The sequence below is a fragment of the Clostridium moniliforme genome, from assembly GCF_017873235.1.
Taxonomy (GTDB): domain Bacteria; phylum Bacillota; class Clostridia; order Clostridiales; family Clostridiaceae; genus Clostridium; species Clostridium moniliforme.
Window position 1 is genome coordinate 1 of the sequence record NZ_JAGGJZ010000008.1, and the last position, 21,089, is coordinate 21,089.

16 protein-coding genes and 1 rRNA gene are annotated in these 21,089 nt (G+C 26.6%); 2 read left to right on the forward strand and 15 right to left on the reverse strand.

Features of this window, described 5'->3' with window-relative positions; genetic code table 11:
• A 16S ribosomal RNA gene (locus J2Z53_RS10650) occupies nt 1–184 on the reverse strand; the annotation flags it as partial.
• Nucleotides 185–446: 262 nt separating this feature from the next.
• On the reverse strand, nt 447–977 hold the full coding sequence (locus J2Z53_RS10655) for a hypothetical protein (RefSeq protein ID WP_209797479.1): 531 nt from the start codon (nt 975–977) through the stop codon (nt 447–449).
• A gap of 304 nt (nt 978–1,281) precedes the next feature.
• Between J2Z53_RS10655 and J2Z53_RS10660 the strand changes: the two genes are divergently transcribed.
• Nucleotides 1,282–1,773: a PTS sugar transporter subunit IIA gene (locus J2Z53_RS10660; RefSeq protein ID WP_209797480.1), complete on the forward strand. Its 492-nt coding sequence runs from the start codon at nt 1,282–1,284 to the stop codon at nt 1,771–1,773.
• Nucleotides 1,774–1,827: 54 nt separating this feature from the next.
• On the opposite strand, the gene J2Z53_RS10665 is transcribed toward J2Z53_RS10660, so the two are convergent.
• From J2Z53_RS10665 to J2Z53_RS10680, 4 genes are all read right to left on the reverse strand, one after another.
• Nucleotides 1,828–4,035 carry an SdrD B-like domain-containing protein gene (locus tag J2Z53_RS10665; RefSeq protein WP_209797481.1) on the reverse strand — a complete coding sequence of 736 codons (2,208 nt, stop codon included), beginning with the start codon at nt 4,033–4,035 and terminating at the stop codon, nt 1,828–1,830.
• 28 nt (nt 4,036–4,063) lie between these two features.
• Nucleotides 4,064–4,708 carry a class D sortase gene (locus J2Z53_RS10670; RefSeq protein WP_209797482.1) on the reverse strand — a complete coding sequence of 215 codons (645 nt, stop codon included), beginning with the start codon at nt 4,706–4,708 and terminating at the stop codon, nt 4,064–4,066.
• Between the two features lie 51 nt (nt 4,709–4,759).
• The gene (locus tag J2Z53_RS10675) at nt 4,760–5,692 is read right to left on the reverse strand and encodes a GNAT family N-acetyltransferase (RefSeq protein WP_209797483.1); all 933 of its coding nucleotides are present in this window, start codon (nt 5,690–5,692) and stop codon (nt 4,760–4,762) included.
• Between the two features lie 419 nt (nt 5,693–6,111).
• Complete coding sequence (locus J2Z53_RS10680) at nt 6,112–6,876, reverse strand: tRNA threonylcarbamoyladenosine dehydratase (RefSeq protein ID WP_209797484.1); 765 nt, start codon at nt 6,874–6,876, stop codon at nt 6,112–6,114.
• 200 nt (nt 6,877–7,076) lie between these two features.
• Between J2Z53_RS10680 and J2Z53_RS10685 the strand changes: the two genes are divergently transcribed.
• On the forward strand, nt 7,077–7,769 hold the full coding sequence (locus J2Z53_RS10685; protein WP_209797485.1) for a 5'-methylthioadenosine/adenosylhomocysteine nucleosidase: 693 nt from the start codon (nt 7,077–7,079) through the stop codon (nt 7,767–7,769).
• A gap of 113 nt (nt 7,770–7,882) precedes the next feature.
• On the opposite strand, the gene J2Z53_RS12970 is transcribed toward J2Z53_RS10685, so the two are convergent.
• From J2Z53_RS12970 to J2Z53_RS10730, 9 genes are all read right to left on the reverse strand, one after another.
• Nucleotides 7,883–9,619: an ABC transporter ATP-binding protein gene (locus J2Z53_RS12970; RefSeq protein WP_209797486.1), complete on the reverse strand. Its 1,737-nt coding sequence runs from the start codon at nt 9,617–9,619 to the stop codon at nt 7,883–7,885.
• Nucleotides 9,612–11,411, reverse strand: a complete 1,800-nt coding sequence (locus J2Z53_RS10695; RefSeq protein WP_234925846.1) for an ABC transporter ATP-binding protein — start codon at nt 11,409–11,411, stop codon at nt 9,612–9,614. Before J2Z53_RS10695 ends, J2Z53_RS12970 begins: the two co-directional genes overlap by 8 nt.
• A gap of 541 nt (nt 11,412–11,952) precedes the next feature.
• Nucleotides 11,953–13,356, reverse strand: coding sequence for a glutamate decarboxylase (locus J2Z53_RS10700; protein WP_209797487.1), 1,404 nt, complete (start codon nt 13,354–13,356; stop codon nt 11,953–11,955).
• A 112-nt stretch (nt 13,357–13,468) separates the two neighbouring features.
• On the reverse strand, nt 13,469–15,034 hold the full coding sequence (gene gadC / locus J2Z53_RS10705; RefSeq protein ID WP_209797535.1) for a glutamate:gamma-aminobutyrate antiporter: 1,566 nt from the start codon (nt 15,032–15,034) through the stop codon (nt 13,469–13,471).
• Nucleotides 15,035–15,675: 641 nt separating this feature from the next.
• Nucleotides 15,676–17,172: a carboxypeptidase M32 gene (locus J2Z53_RS10710; protein ID WP_209797488.1), complete on the reverse strand. Its 1,497-nt coding sequence runs from the start codon at nt 17,170–17,172 to the stop codon at nt 15,676–15,678.
• Between the two features lie 23 nt (nt 17,173–17,195).
• Nucleotides 17,196–17,372 (reverse strand): hypothetical protein, encoded by a 177-nt coding sequence (locus J2Z53_RS10715; protein ID WP_209797489.1) that lies wholly within the window; start codon nt 17,370–17,372, stop codon nt 17,196–17,198.
• 145 nt (nt 17,373–17,517) lie between these two features.
• A complete protein-coding gene (locus J2Z53_RS10720) occupies nt 17,518–18,609 on the reverse strand; it encodes a glycerol dehydrogenase (RefSeq protein WP_209797490.1) in 1,092 nt (363 codons plus the stop codon).
• A gap of 154 nt (nt 18,610–18,763) precedes the next feature.
• Nucleotides 18,764–20,032 carry an ABC transporter permease gene (locus J2Z53_RS10725; RefSeq protein WP_209797491.1) on the reverse strand — a complete coding sequence of 423 codons (1,269 nt, stop codon included), beginning with the start codon at nt 20,030–20,032 and terminating at the stop codon, nt 18,764–18,766.
• A complete protein-coding gene (locus J2Z53_RS10730) occupies nt 20,032–20,946 on the reverse strand; it encodes an ABC transporter ATP-binding protein (RefSeq protein WP_209797492.1) in 915 nt (304 codons plus the stop codon). The genes J2Z53_RS10725 and J2Z53_RS10730 overlap by 1 nt, the downstream gene beginning before the upstream one ends.
• Nucleotides 20,947–21,089: the final 143 nt, after the last annotated feature.

Sequence of the window (21,089 nt, forward strand, 5' to 3'; positions counted from 1 at the left end):
TACAATATTATGCGGTATTAATCTTCCTTTCGGAAGGCTATTCCCCTCTACAAGGCAGGTTACCCACGTGTTACTCACCCGTCCGCCGCTAATCCATTTCCCGAAGGAAATTTCATCGCTCGACTTGCATGTGTTAGGCACGCCGCCAGCGTTCGTCCTGAGCCAGGATCAAACTCTCAATAAAAAGTTTAATCTTACTCTAAAACTTACTTTAATAAAAAGAATTGCTGGTTCTAAATGTATTTCTATATTCTGTTCAATTTTCAAAGACCATTTTATCTCGTCGCCCTCAAGCGACATGACTTATTATATATGGATTTTTGACACTTTTCGACTTTATTTTCCCTGTATGATTAATTTATATTTATATTTCTTTTGTTTTCTTATTATTACTATATTTATCTTATATTGATACACTAGGTATAGTTTGTGTGATAATTCTTGTATTATTCAACTTTTTTAACATTTTTTATAATTAATTTATATTTTTCTGCTAATAATTTATATTTTTCTAAAGTCTCATCTTTATTAAAAAACATAACAAATTTATAATCATAATTGCTCCATATAGTAATTTCATCATCTATAAAATAGAAAGTGCTAAATAATATTCCCTTTAAAGATAACTTTATGAAGATATTTAAAATACTCTTGTCTTCAATTTGAAAATATATATCTTCACTATTAAAATTATTTTTTATATTATTAAGAATCCTTTTTTCCTCTTCTGTTACTTCTTTTAACATCCTACTAAATTCTTCATTAGTTAAAACATTTCCATAATAATCAACTATAAATCTATCATTCTCTTCATAAGCTTCATTTAGAAATTTAATAAAGTTATTTTCAATGTACTCAGCTTCACTAATGTTTTTATATGTAATTATTGCATTACTATAATTATTAAATCCCTCCATTATACTTTTAGGTCTTATATTAACCATATTGATAAAACTACCTTTACTTAAAGATCTCATATTACAATTCCTTTCTTAACTTAAAATTTCTATATAATTAAATATTATAATAATTATTTTTTATAAAAAGAAAAAGCTACTAACTTAAAATAGCTTAACATTTATCTTATCTTTATTATTGCTAAAGTTAATATAGTAATCAATATAAATATATCTGCAACTATTGATATAAATATCCTTGCAAGTAGTATCAATCTTGATAAAAATACAAAAATGTTATACTATTTCTATATTATATGTAACACAATTATATGTAACACAATAATTAAAATTTAAAACGTTTTAATTGAAAGGATTTGAAAATATGTTTGAATTTTTAAAGAAAAATAAAAGAAATAGCTCATTAAGTTTTGTTGCACCTGTTACCGGAAAAACTATTGATTTATCAGATATTCCAGATCCAGTATTTGCTCAAAAAATGGCTGGAGATGGATTAGGAATTGATTCAACAGGTGATGTTATTGTAGCTCCTTGTGATGGTGACTTAACTTTAGTATTTAAAACTAAGCATGCTTTTGCTATGACTTTAGAAAACGATATCGAAATTCTTGTACATATAGGAATTGAAACTGTATCTCTTAATGGAGAAGGATTTGAGCAACTAGTTGAACAAGGAACAACTGTTAAGACTGGAACTCCTATTATAAAAATAGATAGAGAGTTTATTAAAAGCAAAGGTCTATCATTAGTTACTCCTGTTCTTATTACAAATCCTGATATTACCAAATCAATAGACGCAAAAATAGGCATTGATGTTGTAGCAGGAGAAACTACAGTATTAGAATATAGTATCTAAAAAATAAAAAGGAATTGTATTATATAAAATTCTAATACAATTCCTTTTTAATTATTATTTTTCTTTTTTGTTATTTTTTTGTTTTAATAGGATAATAGCAACTCCTAATATTATTAGCCCACTTCCTATTAACATATATTTAGAAAAATCTTTCCCAGTGCTTGGTAATTCTAATTTATCATTTTTTATGTCATCTTTTTTATATAAGCCTAATTTTAAGCTTTTATTATTTTCTCCTGATACCAATATAATTTTCTTACTTTTATATTCTTTATTTTTATTATTTTTTAGATTAGTTACTCCAAAGTTTGATGGTACTTGAAATAATGTATAGTATTCCCCTGGCTCTAAATTATTAAAGCTATATCTTCCATCTTTATCTGTGTTAGCTATTGAAATAAGTTTTCCATTTCCATCACAAAGTAATACATTAATACCTTCTATTCCTTCTTCGCCTTCATCTTCTTTTTCATTTCTATTTTTATCATTCCAAACTCTACTACTAATCTTTCCAGCCTTAACAATACCAGCACTTACTGTATTATTGGAACTAAAGTTATTAACATTAATATTTTCACTAAATCCACCAGTATTAACATTACTAAAGTTTTCATTTATATTTGTATTTTGTTTAGTAAAATTACTATAACCATTAGGTAGTATAACATTAACCTTATATTTACCTTTAGGTAATTGTTTAAAATATACTCTTCCATTTTTATCTGTAGTTTTTTCTCCTACCTTATTTCCAAATATATCTTTAACTTCATCTCCATTAGAATTAAGTAATTTAACTCTTATTCCCTTGCAAAATTTTTCATTATTATCTTTTATTCCATTGTAATTACTATCCTCAAAAACTTTCGCACTCACTTCTCCAAAAAAGGTCATACCTGCATTTAAATTACTATATAATTGTCCTTTACCTATATATACAGTATTTGATATTCCTCTTCTGTTTACTGAGCTTTTATTTTCACTATCAGTATCTACTTTTGGTGAAAAATAATTGTATTCTATTGGTTTTATAACTTTAATAAAATATCTACCTGGTAATAAGTTATTAAATTCATATAATCCATTGCTGTCAGTTATAGTTGTTTTTATTAATTGTCCATCTTCTGAAAATAATTTAACTTCAACATTACTTATTCCGTTTTCATCTTTATCTTTTATTCCATTATAATTTTTATCTTCAAAAACTCTACTTTTTATTTTTGCTTTATGAAAGGCTCCATCAATATCCTTTTTATTATCTCCTGAAAGTAATGAGTATATCTTTGTTTCTCCTGCATCATTTATTATACTACTATCACTATTAACATTTAATGTTGGCATGTATATATCTGTTGGTGATATAAATTTTAATTTATATTCTCCTGGTAAAAGATTATTAAAAGTGTAATATCCATTTTCATTTGTTTTTGTTTTATGTACTAATTTTCCATCTTTATATAAGTTAACAGTAACTCCTGAAATACCATATTCACCTTCATCATGTTTTCCATTCCAATTAGTATCATTCCAAACATAATCACCTATGCTTATAGGTTTTAGAAGTCCAGCATCAATACTATAATCATTTTTTCCTTTATTTAGTTCTATTTTTGAACTTATTCCATTATCATTAAAGTTACTATCAATGTTAGTATCTTCACTACTTTCTTGCTTTGTAAATAATTTATAATCATCAAATAAAAGAACTTTTACATAGTAAACTCCTTCACCTAAATTTTCAAAAATGTATCTTCCAAAATAGTCTGTATCAGTCTTTCTAATAACATTCTTATTTTCATCTAAAAGTTCTACTATTGCACTTCTAACTAATGATTCATTGTCCTGTTGTATTCCATCTCCATTTAAGTCATTCCAAACCTTTCCTCCTACTGAAGAAAGATCATTATTATTTTCATTTTCTTGAACTTCATCTTTATTAATTTTATTTTTTAAAATGCTATTTTTTAGTATTTCTTTATATTCCCCTATTGTTATTGGTGTATTTTTTGATAAACTCATCTTTTGTTTTTCGTTCATTTCCGGTGCAATTTGTCCTTTGTTTTCATTTAAGTATGGAAATTTATAATATAAATCTTTACTAGTATCTAATTCATTATTTTCTTCTTCTAAATCATTTTTTGAATTATTATTACTATTATTATCTGCATATGCATAATTAGTTCCTTTTATAGGAAGGAACTGTAATGTTACGGTGGTAACTATAAGTAAACTTAACCACCTTACAATATCTTTATACTTTCTCATACTATTTATCACCTTGTTTTTCCTATTTTTATTTAATTAAATCGAGTTTAACTATAAATCTATCAGGTGCAGGTCCAACATATCTAAAAGGATAACAAGTTACTAAAGTAAGGCTTGGTCTTTTTTCCTGCGCAAGAATTGATTCATTATCTGGTTTTGTAACATACGTCTTTTTAACTTTAAATTTGTAAGTATTGTTTAAACTTTGAACTTCAACTTCATCTCCAACCTTTATATTTTCTAAAAATCCAAAGGTTGTTTCTCTATGACCTAATATAACTGCTGTACCATTATCTCCTGGATATATTCCATTATCATAAAGTGTAGCACCACCTCTTAGGTTTTCTTCTGTAGCTCCCATAAGTATTGGTATTTGCTCTCCTGTTTTTACAACAATTATTTTACCTATTATGCTTTTTCCGTCTACTTTAACAACAGGATATTTATTTTTTTTCTTATTCTTATTACTACTATCTGGTTTTTTAGCTACTTCACTTTTTCTTTGCTTATCCCACTGATTTATATTTTTTGATATATCCATTTTATCTAATCCTATTTCAATAAATGGATGTGCAATTAAAATTACGCCTCCTAAAATACATATAATCCCCAAAATAGTAATTAGCTTATTTCTTTTTTTACCCACTTTTGCTGTACCATCTTTTTTTCTCATACTAACACTCCTGTAAATAGCATTATTATATAATAAGTCTTGTTAATTTCTTTATTTTTTTATTTTGTAATATGTTATATGATCCTGCCATATACCATTTATAAAAAGATATTTCTCATTTATCCCTAATTGTTTAAATCCAGTTCCTAATAATACTCCTTTAGATCTTTCATTTTCTAATAAAACTGATGCTTCAACTCTATGAAGATCCAAATCTTTAAAAGCATAATTTACTACTAAATTAACTGCTTCTTTCATATATCCTCTACCTTGATAGTCTTCATCCATAGAATAACCTAATATTCCACTTTTGAAAACTCCATAAACTATGTTTGATAATCTAACTTTTCCTATTATGATATCATCCTTTATAATTGCTAAATCTATTGAAGTTCCATTTAAAAATTGTTTATAACTTTCATTTAATAAATTTCTTTGACATTCTATTGTAAAAAATTCATTATCTCTTGTAGGTTCAAACTTTTCTAAATGCTTCTTATTTTTAGTATAGTATAATAATAAACCTTCTGCATCATTAGGAGTTAAATTCCTTAAAATTATATTTTCTCCTTTTAATTGTATCATTGGTGCACAATTTTTATATCTATAGTCTTCTCTATTTATTCCTAATATAAATTCATCTTTATAAATTCCATTTAAAAAAATATTATCTGATAATATACCTTCTAATATAAATCCTAAATCAAGAAAAGGTGCAAGATTAATTCCCTCACTAACCTTTATATTGACTTTAAAAATATTTTTATCTTTAAATGTTGCCATTAATACAAGTTCTAATGTTTCTCTTAATAGCTTATAATCATTTTCTCTATAGAATTTAAAATCAATTGTACATCTTTTATTAGTTATATCTAATTCTTCTATTGAAAACCTACCTATACTTATATTGTTTTTATCTTTTATAAGATACTCATTTGTACTACCTTTATTTAAAGATATATTTATATTATTATTTGATGACATATTAAATTCTCCTAAAATTTTAGTCTTATAACAATATTATATAGTATCATCTAGTGTTTACAAGGTATAAGTATTGATATTTATAAATAAAATATCTACTTTTTATTTATATAACATGAACTTATTTTTATTAAATAAAAAGTGCCGACAAAGTCGACACTATAATGAACTATAAATATATATTATATTTTTTTATTTATTTCAATTACTTAATTATATGTTTTATAGTTTATATATTTTTATGGATAACTTTAAAGTTATCCCCAATTTTATCAACATGTTGTTGATAACTTTTATTCAAGATACTACATATTGTATTTTGTATGCTGTTATATATTATATTTTTTTGACTAAGTAAATCGACAATAGTCAAAATTTATCTTTTTTTAAATGTAATTCTTAAAAGTTATCCACAATAATTATTTATTGTTCATTCCAATTATATCTTTTATAACTTCTCCCCCAATTATCATACCTGCAACTGAAGGTACAAAAGGCATACTACCTGGAGTTTGTCTTTTTACTATATTTATTTTTCCATTATCTTCTGAAACTTCTTTCTTCTCTTCACTAACTTCCTCTGGAGCATTTGGTTTTACTGGAAGTTCTTCTGAATAAACTACTTTAAGTTTTTTAACTCCTCTATTTTTAAGTTCCCTTCTCATTACTTTTGCAAGAGGACATACTTTTGTTTTAAATACATCACTTACTTTAAATTGAGTTGGATCAAACTTATTTCCTGTTCCCATTGAACTTATTATTTTTATATCATTTTCATAGCAATACTTTGCAATAGCAATTTTTGCAGTTACTGTATCAATTGCATCTACAACATAGTCTACATCATCATCTATAAAATCTTTAATATTATCTGGCGTAACAAAAGTTTGATGAGTTATTACATTGCAATCTTTATTTATACTTAAAATTCTTTCCTTCATAACATCAACTTTAACTTTATCTACAGTATTATAGTTTGCATGTATTTGTCTGTTTAAATTACTAATTGATACTGTATCATTGTCAATTAGAACTAAAGTTCCAACACCAGCTCTAGCTAACGCTTCAACAGTAAAGCTACCAACTCCACCAACTCCAAATACAACTACTTTCACTTTTTTTAATTTATCTAAACCTTCTTTTCCTATCAAGAGTTCAATTCTTGATAATGAATGTTCTGTCATTATTTTTCCTCTCCTTTTGTAAAAAATATTTATATATATTTTATTTTATATTATTAGGTTATACAAGAAATTTATTTAACCATAATATTCCCTACATCTTATAAAATAATAAGTTTTGCTTTGGTTTACTAAAATATTAATTAACATTATAATGATAGTTAGGTATTATAACCTAATTTTTGTTATGGAGGATTGTGTTTATGATAATTGGAATAATAAGTGCAATGGATGAAGAATTAGCAATTCTTTTAAAAGATATGGATGTTGAAGATAAAAAAGTTAAAGCTAATATGACTTTTCATAAAGGTAAGCTTTGGGGCAAGGATGTTGTTGCTGTAGTTTCTGGAATAGGTAAAGTTAATGCAGCAGTTTGTACTCAAATACTTATATCAGAATATAAGGTTAATAAAGTTATTAACGTTGGAGTTGCTGGTGGTATTGGAATGGATATATACCCAGGAGATGTTGTTATAGCTGAAAATTTAGTTCAATATGATATGGATACAACAGTATTTGGTGATAGACATGGTCAAATACCAAGATTAGATACTTTTGATTTTGTATGTGATAATGAATTAGTTAAAGTTTCTAAAGAAGCTTGTAATGAAATTGATAGTTTTAATACTTTCTCTGGAAGAATTGTATCTGGAGATCAATTTGTTGCAAGTATTGAAAAAATTAAGTGGCTTGAAGAAGAATTTAATGCTAAGGCTGTTGAAATGGAAGGAGCAAGTATTGCTCACGTTTGCTATTTAAACCATATTCCTTTTGTAGTAATAAGATCTATTTCTGATAATGCTAATAATGGGGCTCATATGGATTATGAGAAGTTTACTCCAATTGGTGTTAAAAACTCAACAACAATTCTTAAAAAAATGATAGAGAAGCTATAAAATATAAAATGACTTTATCTTTATAAAGATAAAGTCATTTTATATTTAAATTTTATATCTCCACATACCATTTCTTTTGAGAATTAAACATCTCCTCATATTTTCCTTTATTTTTAAAGTTCCTCATGAGTTCCACACTCTACAATCTCACCTTTATCTAAAACTACTATTTTATCTGCAATTTTGGCTGAGCCTAATCTATGAGTAACTATTATAGATGTTTTTCCCTTTGACATTTCATTAAACTTTTTATAAAGCCTTGTTTCTTCAACAGGATCAATTGCAGCTGTTGGTTCATCTAAAACTATAATATTATGATTTGAATAAAATCCTCTTGCAATTGCAACTCTTTGCCACTGTCCACCAGATAAATCAATACCATTAAATTCTCTAGATAGCATTGTGTTATATCCATCTTTAAACCTTTCTTTATCCATAACTAAATCTGCTTTTTTCATTGCAATATCTTTATATTTATTAGAAGAATCCTCCTTTAAAGGACTGCTAATTGAAATATTTTCTCCTAAAGTCATCTTATATTTTTGGAAGTTTTGAAATACTGCTGAAACAGCTTTAAATAAGGACTTATTAGAAATTTCCTTTGTATTAAAATCTTTTATTTTCACATCTCCTTTAGTTGGCAAATAAAGTCCAATCATAACCTTTACTAAAGTAGTTTTTCCAGAACCATTTTCCCCAACTACTGCAACTGTTTCTCCTGATTTTATGTGTAAATTTATATTATTTAAAGATAGTTTATTGCTTAATGGATATGAAAAAGAAACATTTTCTAATTTTATATCTGGAACCCCTTCTATTTCTACATCCCTACCTTCTTTCTCTTTAAGATTCAAAAAACTTATAAAATTCCTTACGGTTCCCATTCCTTTAGTAATATTTGATATATGAACACAAATCATTTCTTCCATTAAATTAAACATAGTTCCTATAGAGGCAAAAATAGCGCCAAAAGCCCCAATTGATATATGTCCATCAATTAAACTAACAACTAATAAATAAAGAACTCCAAAATAACCAAGTAATGTTATTAACTTCATTAATAACTCTAAGCTTATTGCCTTTTTTTGAGCCTTCCATATTTCTTTATTTAATATTTTTAAGGAATCTAAATATAACTTTTTAAAGTACCCAAAAGCTCCTAGGATACGTGTTTCCTTAAAATATTCTCTACTTCCTATACAGTTTTCATAGTAGTCATATTCCCTTCTAATAGGTGCTGATTTATCTTCAAGTTCACCAAATATTTTAACTCTTATAAATTGTGTAAGTACAATTGGAATGAAAATAAATAAAAGTGAAAGTGCCAAAATAGGTCTTAACTTATATAAATATATCCCCATAACTATAAAATAAGGCATATAAGTAGTAAAAATAGTAATCATTATAATAATTAAAACTACACTATTTTGTATACCTTCATTAGCTTTATTTATATTATCTAAAGTTTCAGGATTTTCAAATAATATTGTGTCTATCTTACCAGTTTTTATATTTACTAAGCTTGTTACCTTTCCAGTTGCCTTTTTTAATAAGTTTTGAAATATAAAATTACTTATACCATTTAACACTTGGCAAATTATAAAAACTAGTCCTAGTAAAAGTGCCATTAATATAGCATAGGATAATGTAGCTCTTCCATTTACCATATCTGTAACTGAATCAAATAATTTTTGAGTTGCAAAGGTATTAAAAGCCCAAGAACTTCCATGTAAAATACCAAAAATTATATGTAAAATGCAATAAATTGGAGCTGCTTTAAAAACCATTGGTACTAATATCTTTAATATTTCAGAAACAGAAATATTATCTTTTGATTTTTCCTTAATCACAATACCAACTCCTTTGACTTTCATACATATTTGCATACTTTCCATTAATATTCATAAGCTCTCTGTGACTACCTTTTTCTATAACTTTACCATTTTCAATTACAAAAATTTCATCTGCAAGTTTTGTAGAACCTAATCTATGACTTATAAATATTGTAGTTTTTCCCTTACTTATTTCTTTAAACTCATCATAAAGATTACTTTCACTTATTGGATCTAGTGCCGCTGTTGGTTCATCTAATATTTTTAAAGATGCATCACTTAAAATATTTCTAGCTAGTGCTATACGTTGCCATTGACCCCCTGATACATCAATTCCATCACTTTTAATCTTTCCTAAATTACTTTCCTTTCCCTTATCTAACTTGGAAACTAAATTATCTAGTTCTATAAGCTTAATTGCATTATCTATGTCCTTTTCCTTAAGTTTTTCATCTGTATAATTTAAATTTCCTAATGCTATATTATCTTTAATGGAAATAAAATATTTAGCAAAGTCTTGATAAACTACTGATGTTAATTTTTTCAATTGACTTTGAGTATATTCTTTTATATTTATTCCATTTATTAAAATCTCTCCTTCAAATTCATCATACAAGCCAGTTATTAATTTTGTTATTGTAGTTTTTCCTGCTCCATTTATGCCTACAAAGGAATAACGCTTGTCCTTTTCTATAATGAATGAAAGATTTTTTAGTATATATCTATCAGTATTAGGATATTTAAATGATACATTTTTAAACTCTAAAATTTCTAAAGTTATATTTTCTGTGGTAGGTTTATCTATGGCGTTTTTACATTCCTCCATATTCATAAATTCAGATAAATCTTTTAAATATTCTTTGCTTTTTGCAAGTTCTTGAGTATATGCAGTTAAATCCCAACTCATTACTTGAACAAGGTCAAAAACTGAATTAGTTATGGAAATAAATAAACCTATATTTAAGAAATTATCTTTAACTAAATTTAATAAAACTATTACTATTAAAACTGAAATAATTGCAGTAATTATTCCTCCAAGTTTCATTCTAGTAAACCATTTTGCATATACTTTAAATTCAAATTTTCTTACCTTTTCATATAAATTCAGCCACTTTTCATTTAAAAAATTTGTATATTGAAATATAGCTCTTTCAGAAGCACTTTCTCTTCCTGTAATTACTTTTTCTATATAGTTAGACTGTCTTTGATATTCTGAAACACTTCTATGGGCTTCATAATTTGACTTTCCAGCCTTTATTGATAAATAAAATAATGGAATTGATATTAAAAGAATTATAAATGCAGACCACCAAACAGCATAAATTAATACAGAAATTAAACCTATAACTCTAATTGCTAAGGCAATTGAATTTAATATATTGTCAAAAGATTTTGTTATTTGTAATTCAGGAGTTTCTGAAACCCTTGATATTAAATCCCAAGTTTCCTTATTTTCAATATACTTATATTTAAGTTTAGCCTTCTTTTCAACTATCATAACTCTAAAATTTTCCCTTAATTTTGCCTCAAGTTTAACTTTTATAAAATCAACTAACTTTTTTGAAGTCCACTGAAAAGATATTAATAATATAATTAAAATAATGGGGAAGATTATTTCTTTTATGTCTGCTTGTTTATTGAAGATTTTTATAGCTATATTTATAAAATTTGCTGTAACTATTATTTGAAATGTTGGAACTAACCCTTCAAAAACTTTTTGAAAAGTCATTATTAAAGAATATTTAGGAGAAAATTTAAAAGGTATTGTTAAATTTTCTAAAGCTTTACCTTTTACATTAATATACTTCATAAAATAGCCCTCCTTTTTATATTTTAGGAAACTTTTTATAGTTTTAAAAATGTAAACGTTAATTATTATTGTTTAATATAAATTTTATCAAAAAAATAAAATTATTTAAATTTTACATGGTTATTTAATTTTAAGATTTATGTATTCATAGGCAAGAAAATAAAATACAACTTTATACTTTTGTTATAAATTTATTAATTTCTAATAATTAATTTGATATATATAATAATCTTTTAATACTTCCAAGAGAATAGACAAAATTAGAAATAGCTTAACTAATTATTTTGTATTTCTTTAGTTAAGCTATTTTTTTAATTATATTTAAATTCTATAAATAAAAAGTCCACTTCTAAACTTTAGTCCAATCCATTTAGATTTAAGTGGCATAACCTTTCTTATATATGAATCTTCCATGTAGGTAATGAATAATAAGATTTAATTTTTACATAAAAAAGAACTTGTTTAAATTTAATTTAAACAAGTTCTTTTATAATATAGTGAATTTCAAATAAGGTTATTTTTATAATTTATTTACTTCAAATTAGTGTGTAAATCCGTATGCACCTTTCTTTGGTTCTCTTTCTTGTAATACACGAGCTTTATTAAGTGCATTAATTCCGTCCTTCATATCTTGAATAAATTGTTCAGCCATATTATGACCTAAGTCAGCACGACATACAATACGTTGAATTATTACATCTTGTAGATTTTCTGGTAATGGATAAGCTGGTACTTGCCATCCCTTCATTAATAATCTATCTGCTAAATCGTATAATGACCATTCTACATTAGCATCTTCTTTTAACTTATAGCAAACTATTGGTAGATGTGATCCATCATTATATATTTCAAATAAGCCCATAGCTTCTATTTCTTTTGATAAATACATTGCAACATCTTTTGTTCTTTGATGTATTTGTCTGTATCCTTCAAATCCGTATCTTAAGAAGTTATAATATTGTCCAATTATTTGGCTTGCACTTCTTGAAAAGTTAATAGCCATTGTTGGTAACTTGCCACCTAAGTAACTTACTTCAAATACTAATTCTTTTGGTAAATATTGTTCATCTTTCCATAATACCCAACCAATTCCTGGATAAACAAGTCCATATTTATGACCTGAAGTACTAATTGATACAACATTCTTTAATCTAAAATCCCATTCTAAATCTGGTTCAACAAATGGTGTAAATAATCCACCTGATGCAGCATCAACATGAATTGGTACTGAAATTTTTGCAGTTTTATTGTATTCTTCTATCTTTTTATCTAATGCTTTAATATCATCATATTTTCCAGTATAAGTTATACCAAGTATTCCAACTACACCAATTGTATATTCATCAACATAATCTAATACTTTATCAGTATTTAAACTCATATGTTCTTCATCTAATGGAACTAATCTCATTTCTATATCCCAATATACACAGAATTTTTCCCAGCATACTTGATATCCTGAACATACTACTAAATTAGGTTTCTTTGCATTTACATCTATTCCTAATGCTTTTGCTCTGTTTCTCCATCTAAACTTCATTGCCATACCACCAAGCATACAAGCTTCTGATGATCCAACTGTTGAAGTTCCCATATACTTCATATCTGATGGTGCATGCCATAAATCAGCAATTATATTTACACATCTGTTTTCAAGTTCAGTTGTTTGTGGATATTCTGATTTATCTATAGCATTCTTTTCTAATGTTTCTGACATTAACTTAGTTGCTTCTGGTTCCATATAAGTTTGACAGAAAGTAGCTAAATTTAATCTTGCATTACCTTCATCCATTAATTCATCCTTAACTAGTCTATAAGCGATTCTTGGTTCTATTGGATTTTTATGAAGAGTATATCTTGGTAATTCTACATCCTCCTCTTCAGTTCCAAATATTGGTGTTCTGTAAGTATCCTTTAATTTTTTATCTTCTCTACTAAACAACATATTACTACCTCCATAAATTAATTTTTATTTTAATGTTCATCATAGGTAAATATTTAGTAGTAAATTCTAGCCTTTTTGGTGAACTATTTTTTTAATTTTTATTTTTTATAATTTAGTTCTTTTTATCAGAGTCTTTCATATTATCTATTTGTTTCATAACATCATTTGGATGTGGATTAATATGATGTTCTCCTCTTGCCATTGGATGTACGAAACCATTAACTTCATGATGTTTAATTCTTGAAATTTTAGGTTCAACATTATGATGCTCTGATTTATCATGTAATGCATATATAACAAATGGTATTATAACTGATATTATAAAGCTTATTACTAATATAGCTTCATATTCTGTAATACTCTTTCCTGTTAAACTGCTTGGTGGAACAAATGAAATTACTAATGAAAGTATTGACATTATTAATCCAGCTGCTGCAATTATAGTTTTTACTCCTTTACCTCCTGGAATTTGATATGCTCTCTTTAAATTATTTTTCTTGTATATTAATACAAAATAACCTATAAAGAAGAATATATATCCAACTAAGTAAATTACAACTGTTAATGATATTGCAGTTAAGAAGGAAACATTGTTTCCGCCTCCACCGAATGTAAGAACTGCTGCCCATATTGTAACTACAAGTCCTTGAACCATAATTAATGGAACTGGAACATTATGTTCATTAACTTTTCTAAATACTTTTGGTAAAATACCTTTTTGAGCTGCTACATAAATTCCTCTTGAAGGTCCAACAACCCATGCACTAACTTCTCCCATAACACCAAGGGATATCATTAATGCTATTATTTTTACAAGCCAACCTAAGCTTCCACTAAAGTGTCCTATTAAAGCTTCAAATGTTTGTACAACACCTGCACTTAAGTTTAATTGTGATTGTGGTATTACTGCTGCAACACCTAAACCACCAACAGTATTTAATATAATAGCTAATACTACAAGTATTATCATTGCTATTGGATAATCTCTCTTTGGATTAACCATTTCATTAACATGAGATGCTGATGCTTCAACTCCCATATAAGCTAATATAAATGATACGAAAACAACTAATGTATTAATCTTTGTAAAATCTGGTACAAATGTACTTGAACTTATTTTTACATCAATTGGATTTCCTCCAGCTATATAAGCTATTACCAATCCAAATAAAATTATTGCTGGTATTAAGATACCTACTATAAATCCTGCCTTTGCTATTTTAGCAGTATTTTTTGTTCCTCCTAATTGAGAGAAAGTTAAAATCCAAAATATTACTAAAACACCTATAAATTTTATAATTGGATTAGTATTAAGTGCTGGGAAATCAAATACATATGATAGTGCTCCTAATATGAAATAAATCATTGTTACAAAGCCAACTGTAATTTGAAACCATTGAAAAAATATTGCCGCAAATCCAAACCTTTCACCTAAAGTATTACCTACCCAAGCAAATATTCCTCCTTCTTCCCATCCATCTACTGTAGCCATTTCAGCTGCACATAGAGCTACTGGTAAAAACCATAAGAATCCGCCTAATAGTAAGAAGAATACCAAGTGAAATCCTGATGTTGCAAATGTTGGGTATTCGTATACTGTCATTACCATAGATGCTGTTATTGCAAAGAACCCAAATAAAGTTAAACTTTTTTTAGTACTTGCTGAACCATTATCCATAATTTCACGACCTTCACTATTAATTTTTGAAATTACACAACTTAAATTTGTCGACAATTTTAAGTGACTATGGAACTTTTTCTTGTTCCTATCTATGGCTCAAGTATATTCCCCTTTAATTTTTATGTAAATTTAAATATTTTTCTTACAAATCCTATTTTTTATAATATTATATTATTAAATAAAAATATATCCCATTTTCTCTTATAATCTATATTTTTTGCATTATTACTATGTTTTTTATAAAATTTAAATAATTGTTCTTGGCAATCCCTCTATTTTCAACGCTTTAAGAGATTTTCCTAAATATTCATTTAATTGTTAATTTTACAGAAATAGTATATGCCTTGCTGTAATCGTTTAACTAACTATCAAATCACACTTATTCTTTTAAACTTTTATCTAAAAACTTTATTTTTGTACTAATTCTGATACATATCTTAGTATTTAAGTCTTATTTGTTAATATCGTTCAATATTGTATTAATATATGCTTTTAATTTTTAAATTTTTTAATAATAAAGTCTATTTTTAGAGTATTTATTCCTACTTTTTATGAATTTTTAAACTATTTGTAATGAAAAAGAAAACACCTAAAAATAAAAGTTTAAAATTTTATTTTTAGGTGTTAACAATTTAAATCTACTTATATATTGATAAATACTTATTTTCTAGGTAATCTAAGAAATATTTTGCACTTAATTCCTCATTACTTATCATTTTTATAAGCTTACTTGGAGAATATGTTGCTCCATACTTATGGACATTTTCACGTAACCAATTGTGAATTCCATCTAAATTTCCTTTTCTAATATCATCATACAATCCTGTATATTCTTTTTTCATAACATTAAGCATTTGTGCTCCATAAAGATTTCCTAAAGCATAACTTGGAAAATATCCAAAAGATCCATCAGACCAATGTATATCTTGAAGAATTCCTTCGCTATCATTTTTAGGTTCTACCCCTAAGTATTCTTTATATTTTTTATTCCATTCATTCTTAACATCATCAATAGTTAATGTACCATTTATAAGTGCCTTTTCTATTTCATATCTAATTATTATATGAAGACTATATGTTAATTCATCTGATTCTGTTCTTATAAGTGAAGGTTTTACATAGTTTACTGCTTCATAAAATTCTTCTAAAGTTATATTATTAAATTCCTTAAATTGATACTTTGCATATGGAAAGAAATATTCCCAAAATTCTTTACTTCTACCTATAATATTTTCGTAAAATCTAGATTGTGATTCATGAATACTCATTGCAATTGCAGAATCAAGTCCAGTGTTTTGAAGATTATCTGGAATATCTTGTTCAAAGATTCCATGTCCAGCTTCATGAACACAACTAAATAATGCTGAAGTGAAATCAGGATTATCATAATTTGTAGTTAATCTTACATCCTTATTACCAAAGCCTATTGTAAATGGATGCATACTTTCATCAAGTCTTCCAGCTCCAAAATCATATCCCATTTTATTTAATACAAATATAGAAAACTTTTCTTGATCTTCCTTACTAAACTTTCCAATTAAAAAATCTTTATTTACTGTTTTTTCACTATTATTTATTTTTTCTAATATTTTTATTATTCCTTCTTTAAGTTCTCCAAATAATTTATCTAACTTCCTTACTGTTAATCCTTCTTCATACTTATCTAAAAGAGTATCATACTTATTATCTTCATAACCCCAATAATCTACAAACTCTCTTTGAAAATCTATCATTTTCTTTAAATGAGGCTTAAATATTTCAAAATCATTTTTTTCCTTAGCTTCTTCCCATGCACCTTGTGAAAGAGTTGATGCAACAATAAATTCTCTATATCTATCCTCTGGAATTTTTTTTGTTTCATTGTATTCTTTTTCAATATTTTTTATTATAGCTTTATCTACATCTGATAATCCTTCAGTATTTCCCGCGAAATAGTTTAAAAGTTCTCCTAACTTATCAGAAGTTGTCATTTTAAATATTTCGCCTGACATATGCTCTATAATTTCTGAACGTTGCTCGATAGCCTTCTTTGGCATCTTTGTTTGCATATCCCAGTATATAATTTCTAGTGCCTTGTTCATCTTGCCAATACTTGCGACATACTGTTTTAATTCTTTTAATTTTTCTTCTCTCATGTTCTCAATACATCTCCTTTGAATTAATATTCTGGTCCAAAGTAAAGAACAGATTCTGTTTCTCTACAGTATTTTGTTATTATGCATTCGCTTAATTTTCTTGGACATTTAAAACATACACACTGTATGTCTTTTCCATCACAGTTTCCATTCTTTTTTTCTGGACATTCTAAACAATTTACTCCAACTCCTGCTGCCACTAAATACTCCCCCTAAATTATTTATTAAAAATATACTATACTTTAATTATAGCTTTATTTGTAAATTAAATCATATAAATTTAATGTAAATAAAAAATAACGTAGAAATTAATTTCTACGTTATTTTTTTATTAATTATATACTTTTATATATATTGTTCTCCTAATGAGTTAGCTGTAAGTATAGCATTAAATACATCTTCAACCTTAACATCACCTAAAGTATTATGTATAGTTTCTCCTTCAACACAAGCTGCAACTGCAACTTTCATTATGTCATCTTTATTAATTTCTTTTAATCCAATTTGCTTAAGAGTTATAGGAAGATTTACATCTAAGCAGAAGTTTATAACTTCTTCTATTTCTTCCATAGGACTATCTTCTAATATTAATTGTACTAATGTACCAAATGCAACTATTTCTCCGTGCATATACTTTTCACATTCTTTAAGAACAGTAAATCCATTATATATTGAATGTGCTGCAGCAAGACCACCATTTTCTGCTCCAACTCCACTTAAATAAGTTGTTGCTTCTAAAACTTTTTCAACGGCAGGAACAGATACTGAATTTTCAACGGCTAACTTAGCCTTTAATCCATATTCTAATAATATTTCATAACAAAGCTTTGAAAGTGCGTAGCCAGCTTGAGAAACTGCACCTGAAACAAGATTAGGTGACTTTGCATTTAAGCAAGTTCTTGCTTCAAAAAATGTTGCAAGTGCATCTCCCATTCCAGCAACAAAAAATCTAACTGGTGCTTTAGAAATTATTGTACTATCAACTAATACAAGATCTGGATTTTTTGGATAGAACAGATACTCACTAAATTCACCATCTTCTTTATATACAACTGAAAGTGCAGTACAAGGAGAATCTGTTGCTGCTATTGTTGGTACTATAACAACTGATATATCTTCAAAATGTCCAACTGCTTTAACAGTATCAAAAGTTTTTCCTCCTCCAATACCTATTATTGCATCACACTTATTATCTCTTATAACTTTTTGTAATCTTTCAATTTCTTTCTTAGTACTTTGTCCATTAAATATTTCAAAGAAAACATTTTTTTCAGTGTTTTCAAAACATTTTTCAATGGTGCGTTTCATCATATTCATAACAAATGAATCAGCTACAACAAGAAAAGATGTACCTAATGTTTCAACATGATTTTTTAATTCTAAAATTGCATTTTCACCTTGAACATATCTTGAAGGTGCTCTCATAATTTTAAGCATTTAATCATCTCCAAATAATTTATTTTTTATAATTCATTAAATATTATTAACAAATCAGCAGATTCATTATACATATTTTAATTAAGTATATATATTTAAAAAATGCAAACGTAATAAAGAACAAGGTTTAATTAAACCTTGTTCTTTATTACGTTTATACCAACATATCTCTTTTACTAAATACTACATGAGCTATTATATATGAAACTATTATAGTTATAACCATAAGTGTAGCTCCAAGTTCTGGAGTGAAATTTGTATTTGCATATATATGTGCTATGTCTCCACCTATAACCCCTGGAGTATTACCGTAATTTAAGAAATTTAAATGTGCATATTCTCCAATTTTTTTACTTACAGTTGGTAAAATTACAGCAGCAATTGAAATTACAACTGAAACTGCCATAGTTATCATACTACTCTTAAATAAAGAAGATATCATAAATATAAATGCACAACAAGCTACTACAAATAAAATTTGTAGTAAGAAACTTCGTAAAACAAAATCTCCCATAGTTGAATTATATCCTGAGTTTGCTACTAAATCCAATTGCTTAAAGCCTTCTTTCATCAAGATTTCCTGATTTACTTTATATCTAAGACCTAGTTCTACTGGCATCTTTATAGCATCAAATCCTGTAAATGCTCCAACTGCTCCAAAGGCTATTAATTCACTTCCACATATCATCATAACAACTGTTATTACTATTGCTACAAATTTTGATAATATTACTTTTCCTCTTGAAATTGGCTGTACTAGTAAAAATTTAAGAGTTGCTGGAGTACATTCTCCTGATATTATATCACTCATAAAAACTGCTATACCTGCAACTAAAATTGCCATACCAAATATCATCATAACTTGTATAGCTAGATTACTAGGATAGAATTCCCACTTTTTTACTGGTTTTAAATTATTATCTAAAAAATATTGATTTATATCAATTTGCTTATTTAAACTATCTAAATATTTTTTATCTACATTTCCTTCTCTTTTTGCTTTTTCCTTTTCGCTATTAAGATTTTTTATAGAAGCTTTAACTTCCTCTCTCCAATCTGGAGTTTTAGCATTAATAAGTTTTTCTTGAAGTTTTCTGTCTTCTTTTAATCTTTTTATATCCTCCTTTGCAAAAGCTATACGTTCTTTAGTGCTAATTATTTCTGATTTATTTTTAGTTTTATTATTTTCTAAAGACTTTAAATGTGCTTCACTACTTTTTAAATCTTCATTTTGCCATTTTAACTGTTTATCTATAATTTCTATTTGTCCTTGTGGAGAGTTCCAATGTTTTGATTCATTTGCACCAACTTTACCAACAACTATAAGTCCTATCATGGCTAAAATAAACATCCCAAACACTATCCATGTTTTTCCTCTTTTTGATATTTTAATAAGTTCGTTTTTAATTAATGTAAGTACCATTATCTTATTCCTCCTTCCACAAGTTCCATATATCTTTGTTCTAATCCTTCTCTATTCTTATATATCTCTTCTATCAATATATCTTCTTTTACTAATGCTTTAATTAATTCAGGAGTCATACCAATATGGATAACAACATTTATTCCATCTTTATTTCCCTCTGCTGTTACTACAAAAGGTTGATTTCTAAGTACTTTAATTACTTTGTCCTCTTTATTTCTTGTTACTAATGTTAAACTTTCCTTGCTTGTTCCTTGAATTGCCTCACCCATATCTTCTGTAGCCTTTATAACTCCATCATTTATAAAAGCAACTCTATCACAAAGTTGCTGAACTTCACTTAATATATGTGAAGATACAAGAACTGCCATTCCTCTTTCTCTTGAAGCTTTTTTAACTATATTTCTAAAATCTATAATTCCTGATGGATCAAGTCCATTTGTTGGTTCATCTAATATTAATAATTTTGGGTTTCCAATAAGAGCTGCTGCAAGTCCTAATCTTTGTTTCATCCCAAGAGAATATTTTTTAACTTTATCATCTATTCTATTTTCTAATCCTACAAGCTTAATTAATTTATTAATTTCATCCTTTGATACCTTTCTTATTCTTGCAATTTGCATTAAGTTTTCTCTTCCTGAAAGGTATTTATAAAGTTCTGGATTTTCAACTACAGCTCCCACATCCTTAAGTGCCTTTTCTTTATTTTTTTGTAGACTTTCTCCACAAATTAATACTTCTCCTGAAGTAGGTGATATAAGTCCAACTAACATTCTGATTGTTGTTGTTTTACCAGCTCCATTTGGTCCTAAAAAACCATATATCTCTCCTGGTTTTACTGTAAAATTTAAATCTTTTATTATTTCTCTTTTTCCAATAACCTTTTTAAGGTTTCTAACTTCTAAAACATTCATTACTACCCCTCCATTACTTTCTATAATAAAATTCTAAATATAAAAACTTAATTTTAAATTATACAATTTCTTATTAAATCCTTAATAATTTCTTAAGTGAAAATTTTATTTGATAAATTATAGTTTTTGCTATCATACAAAAA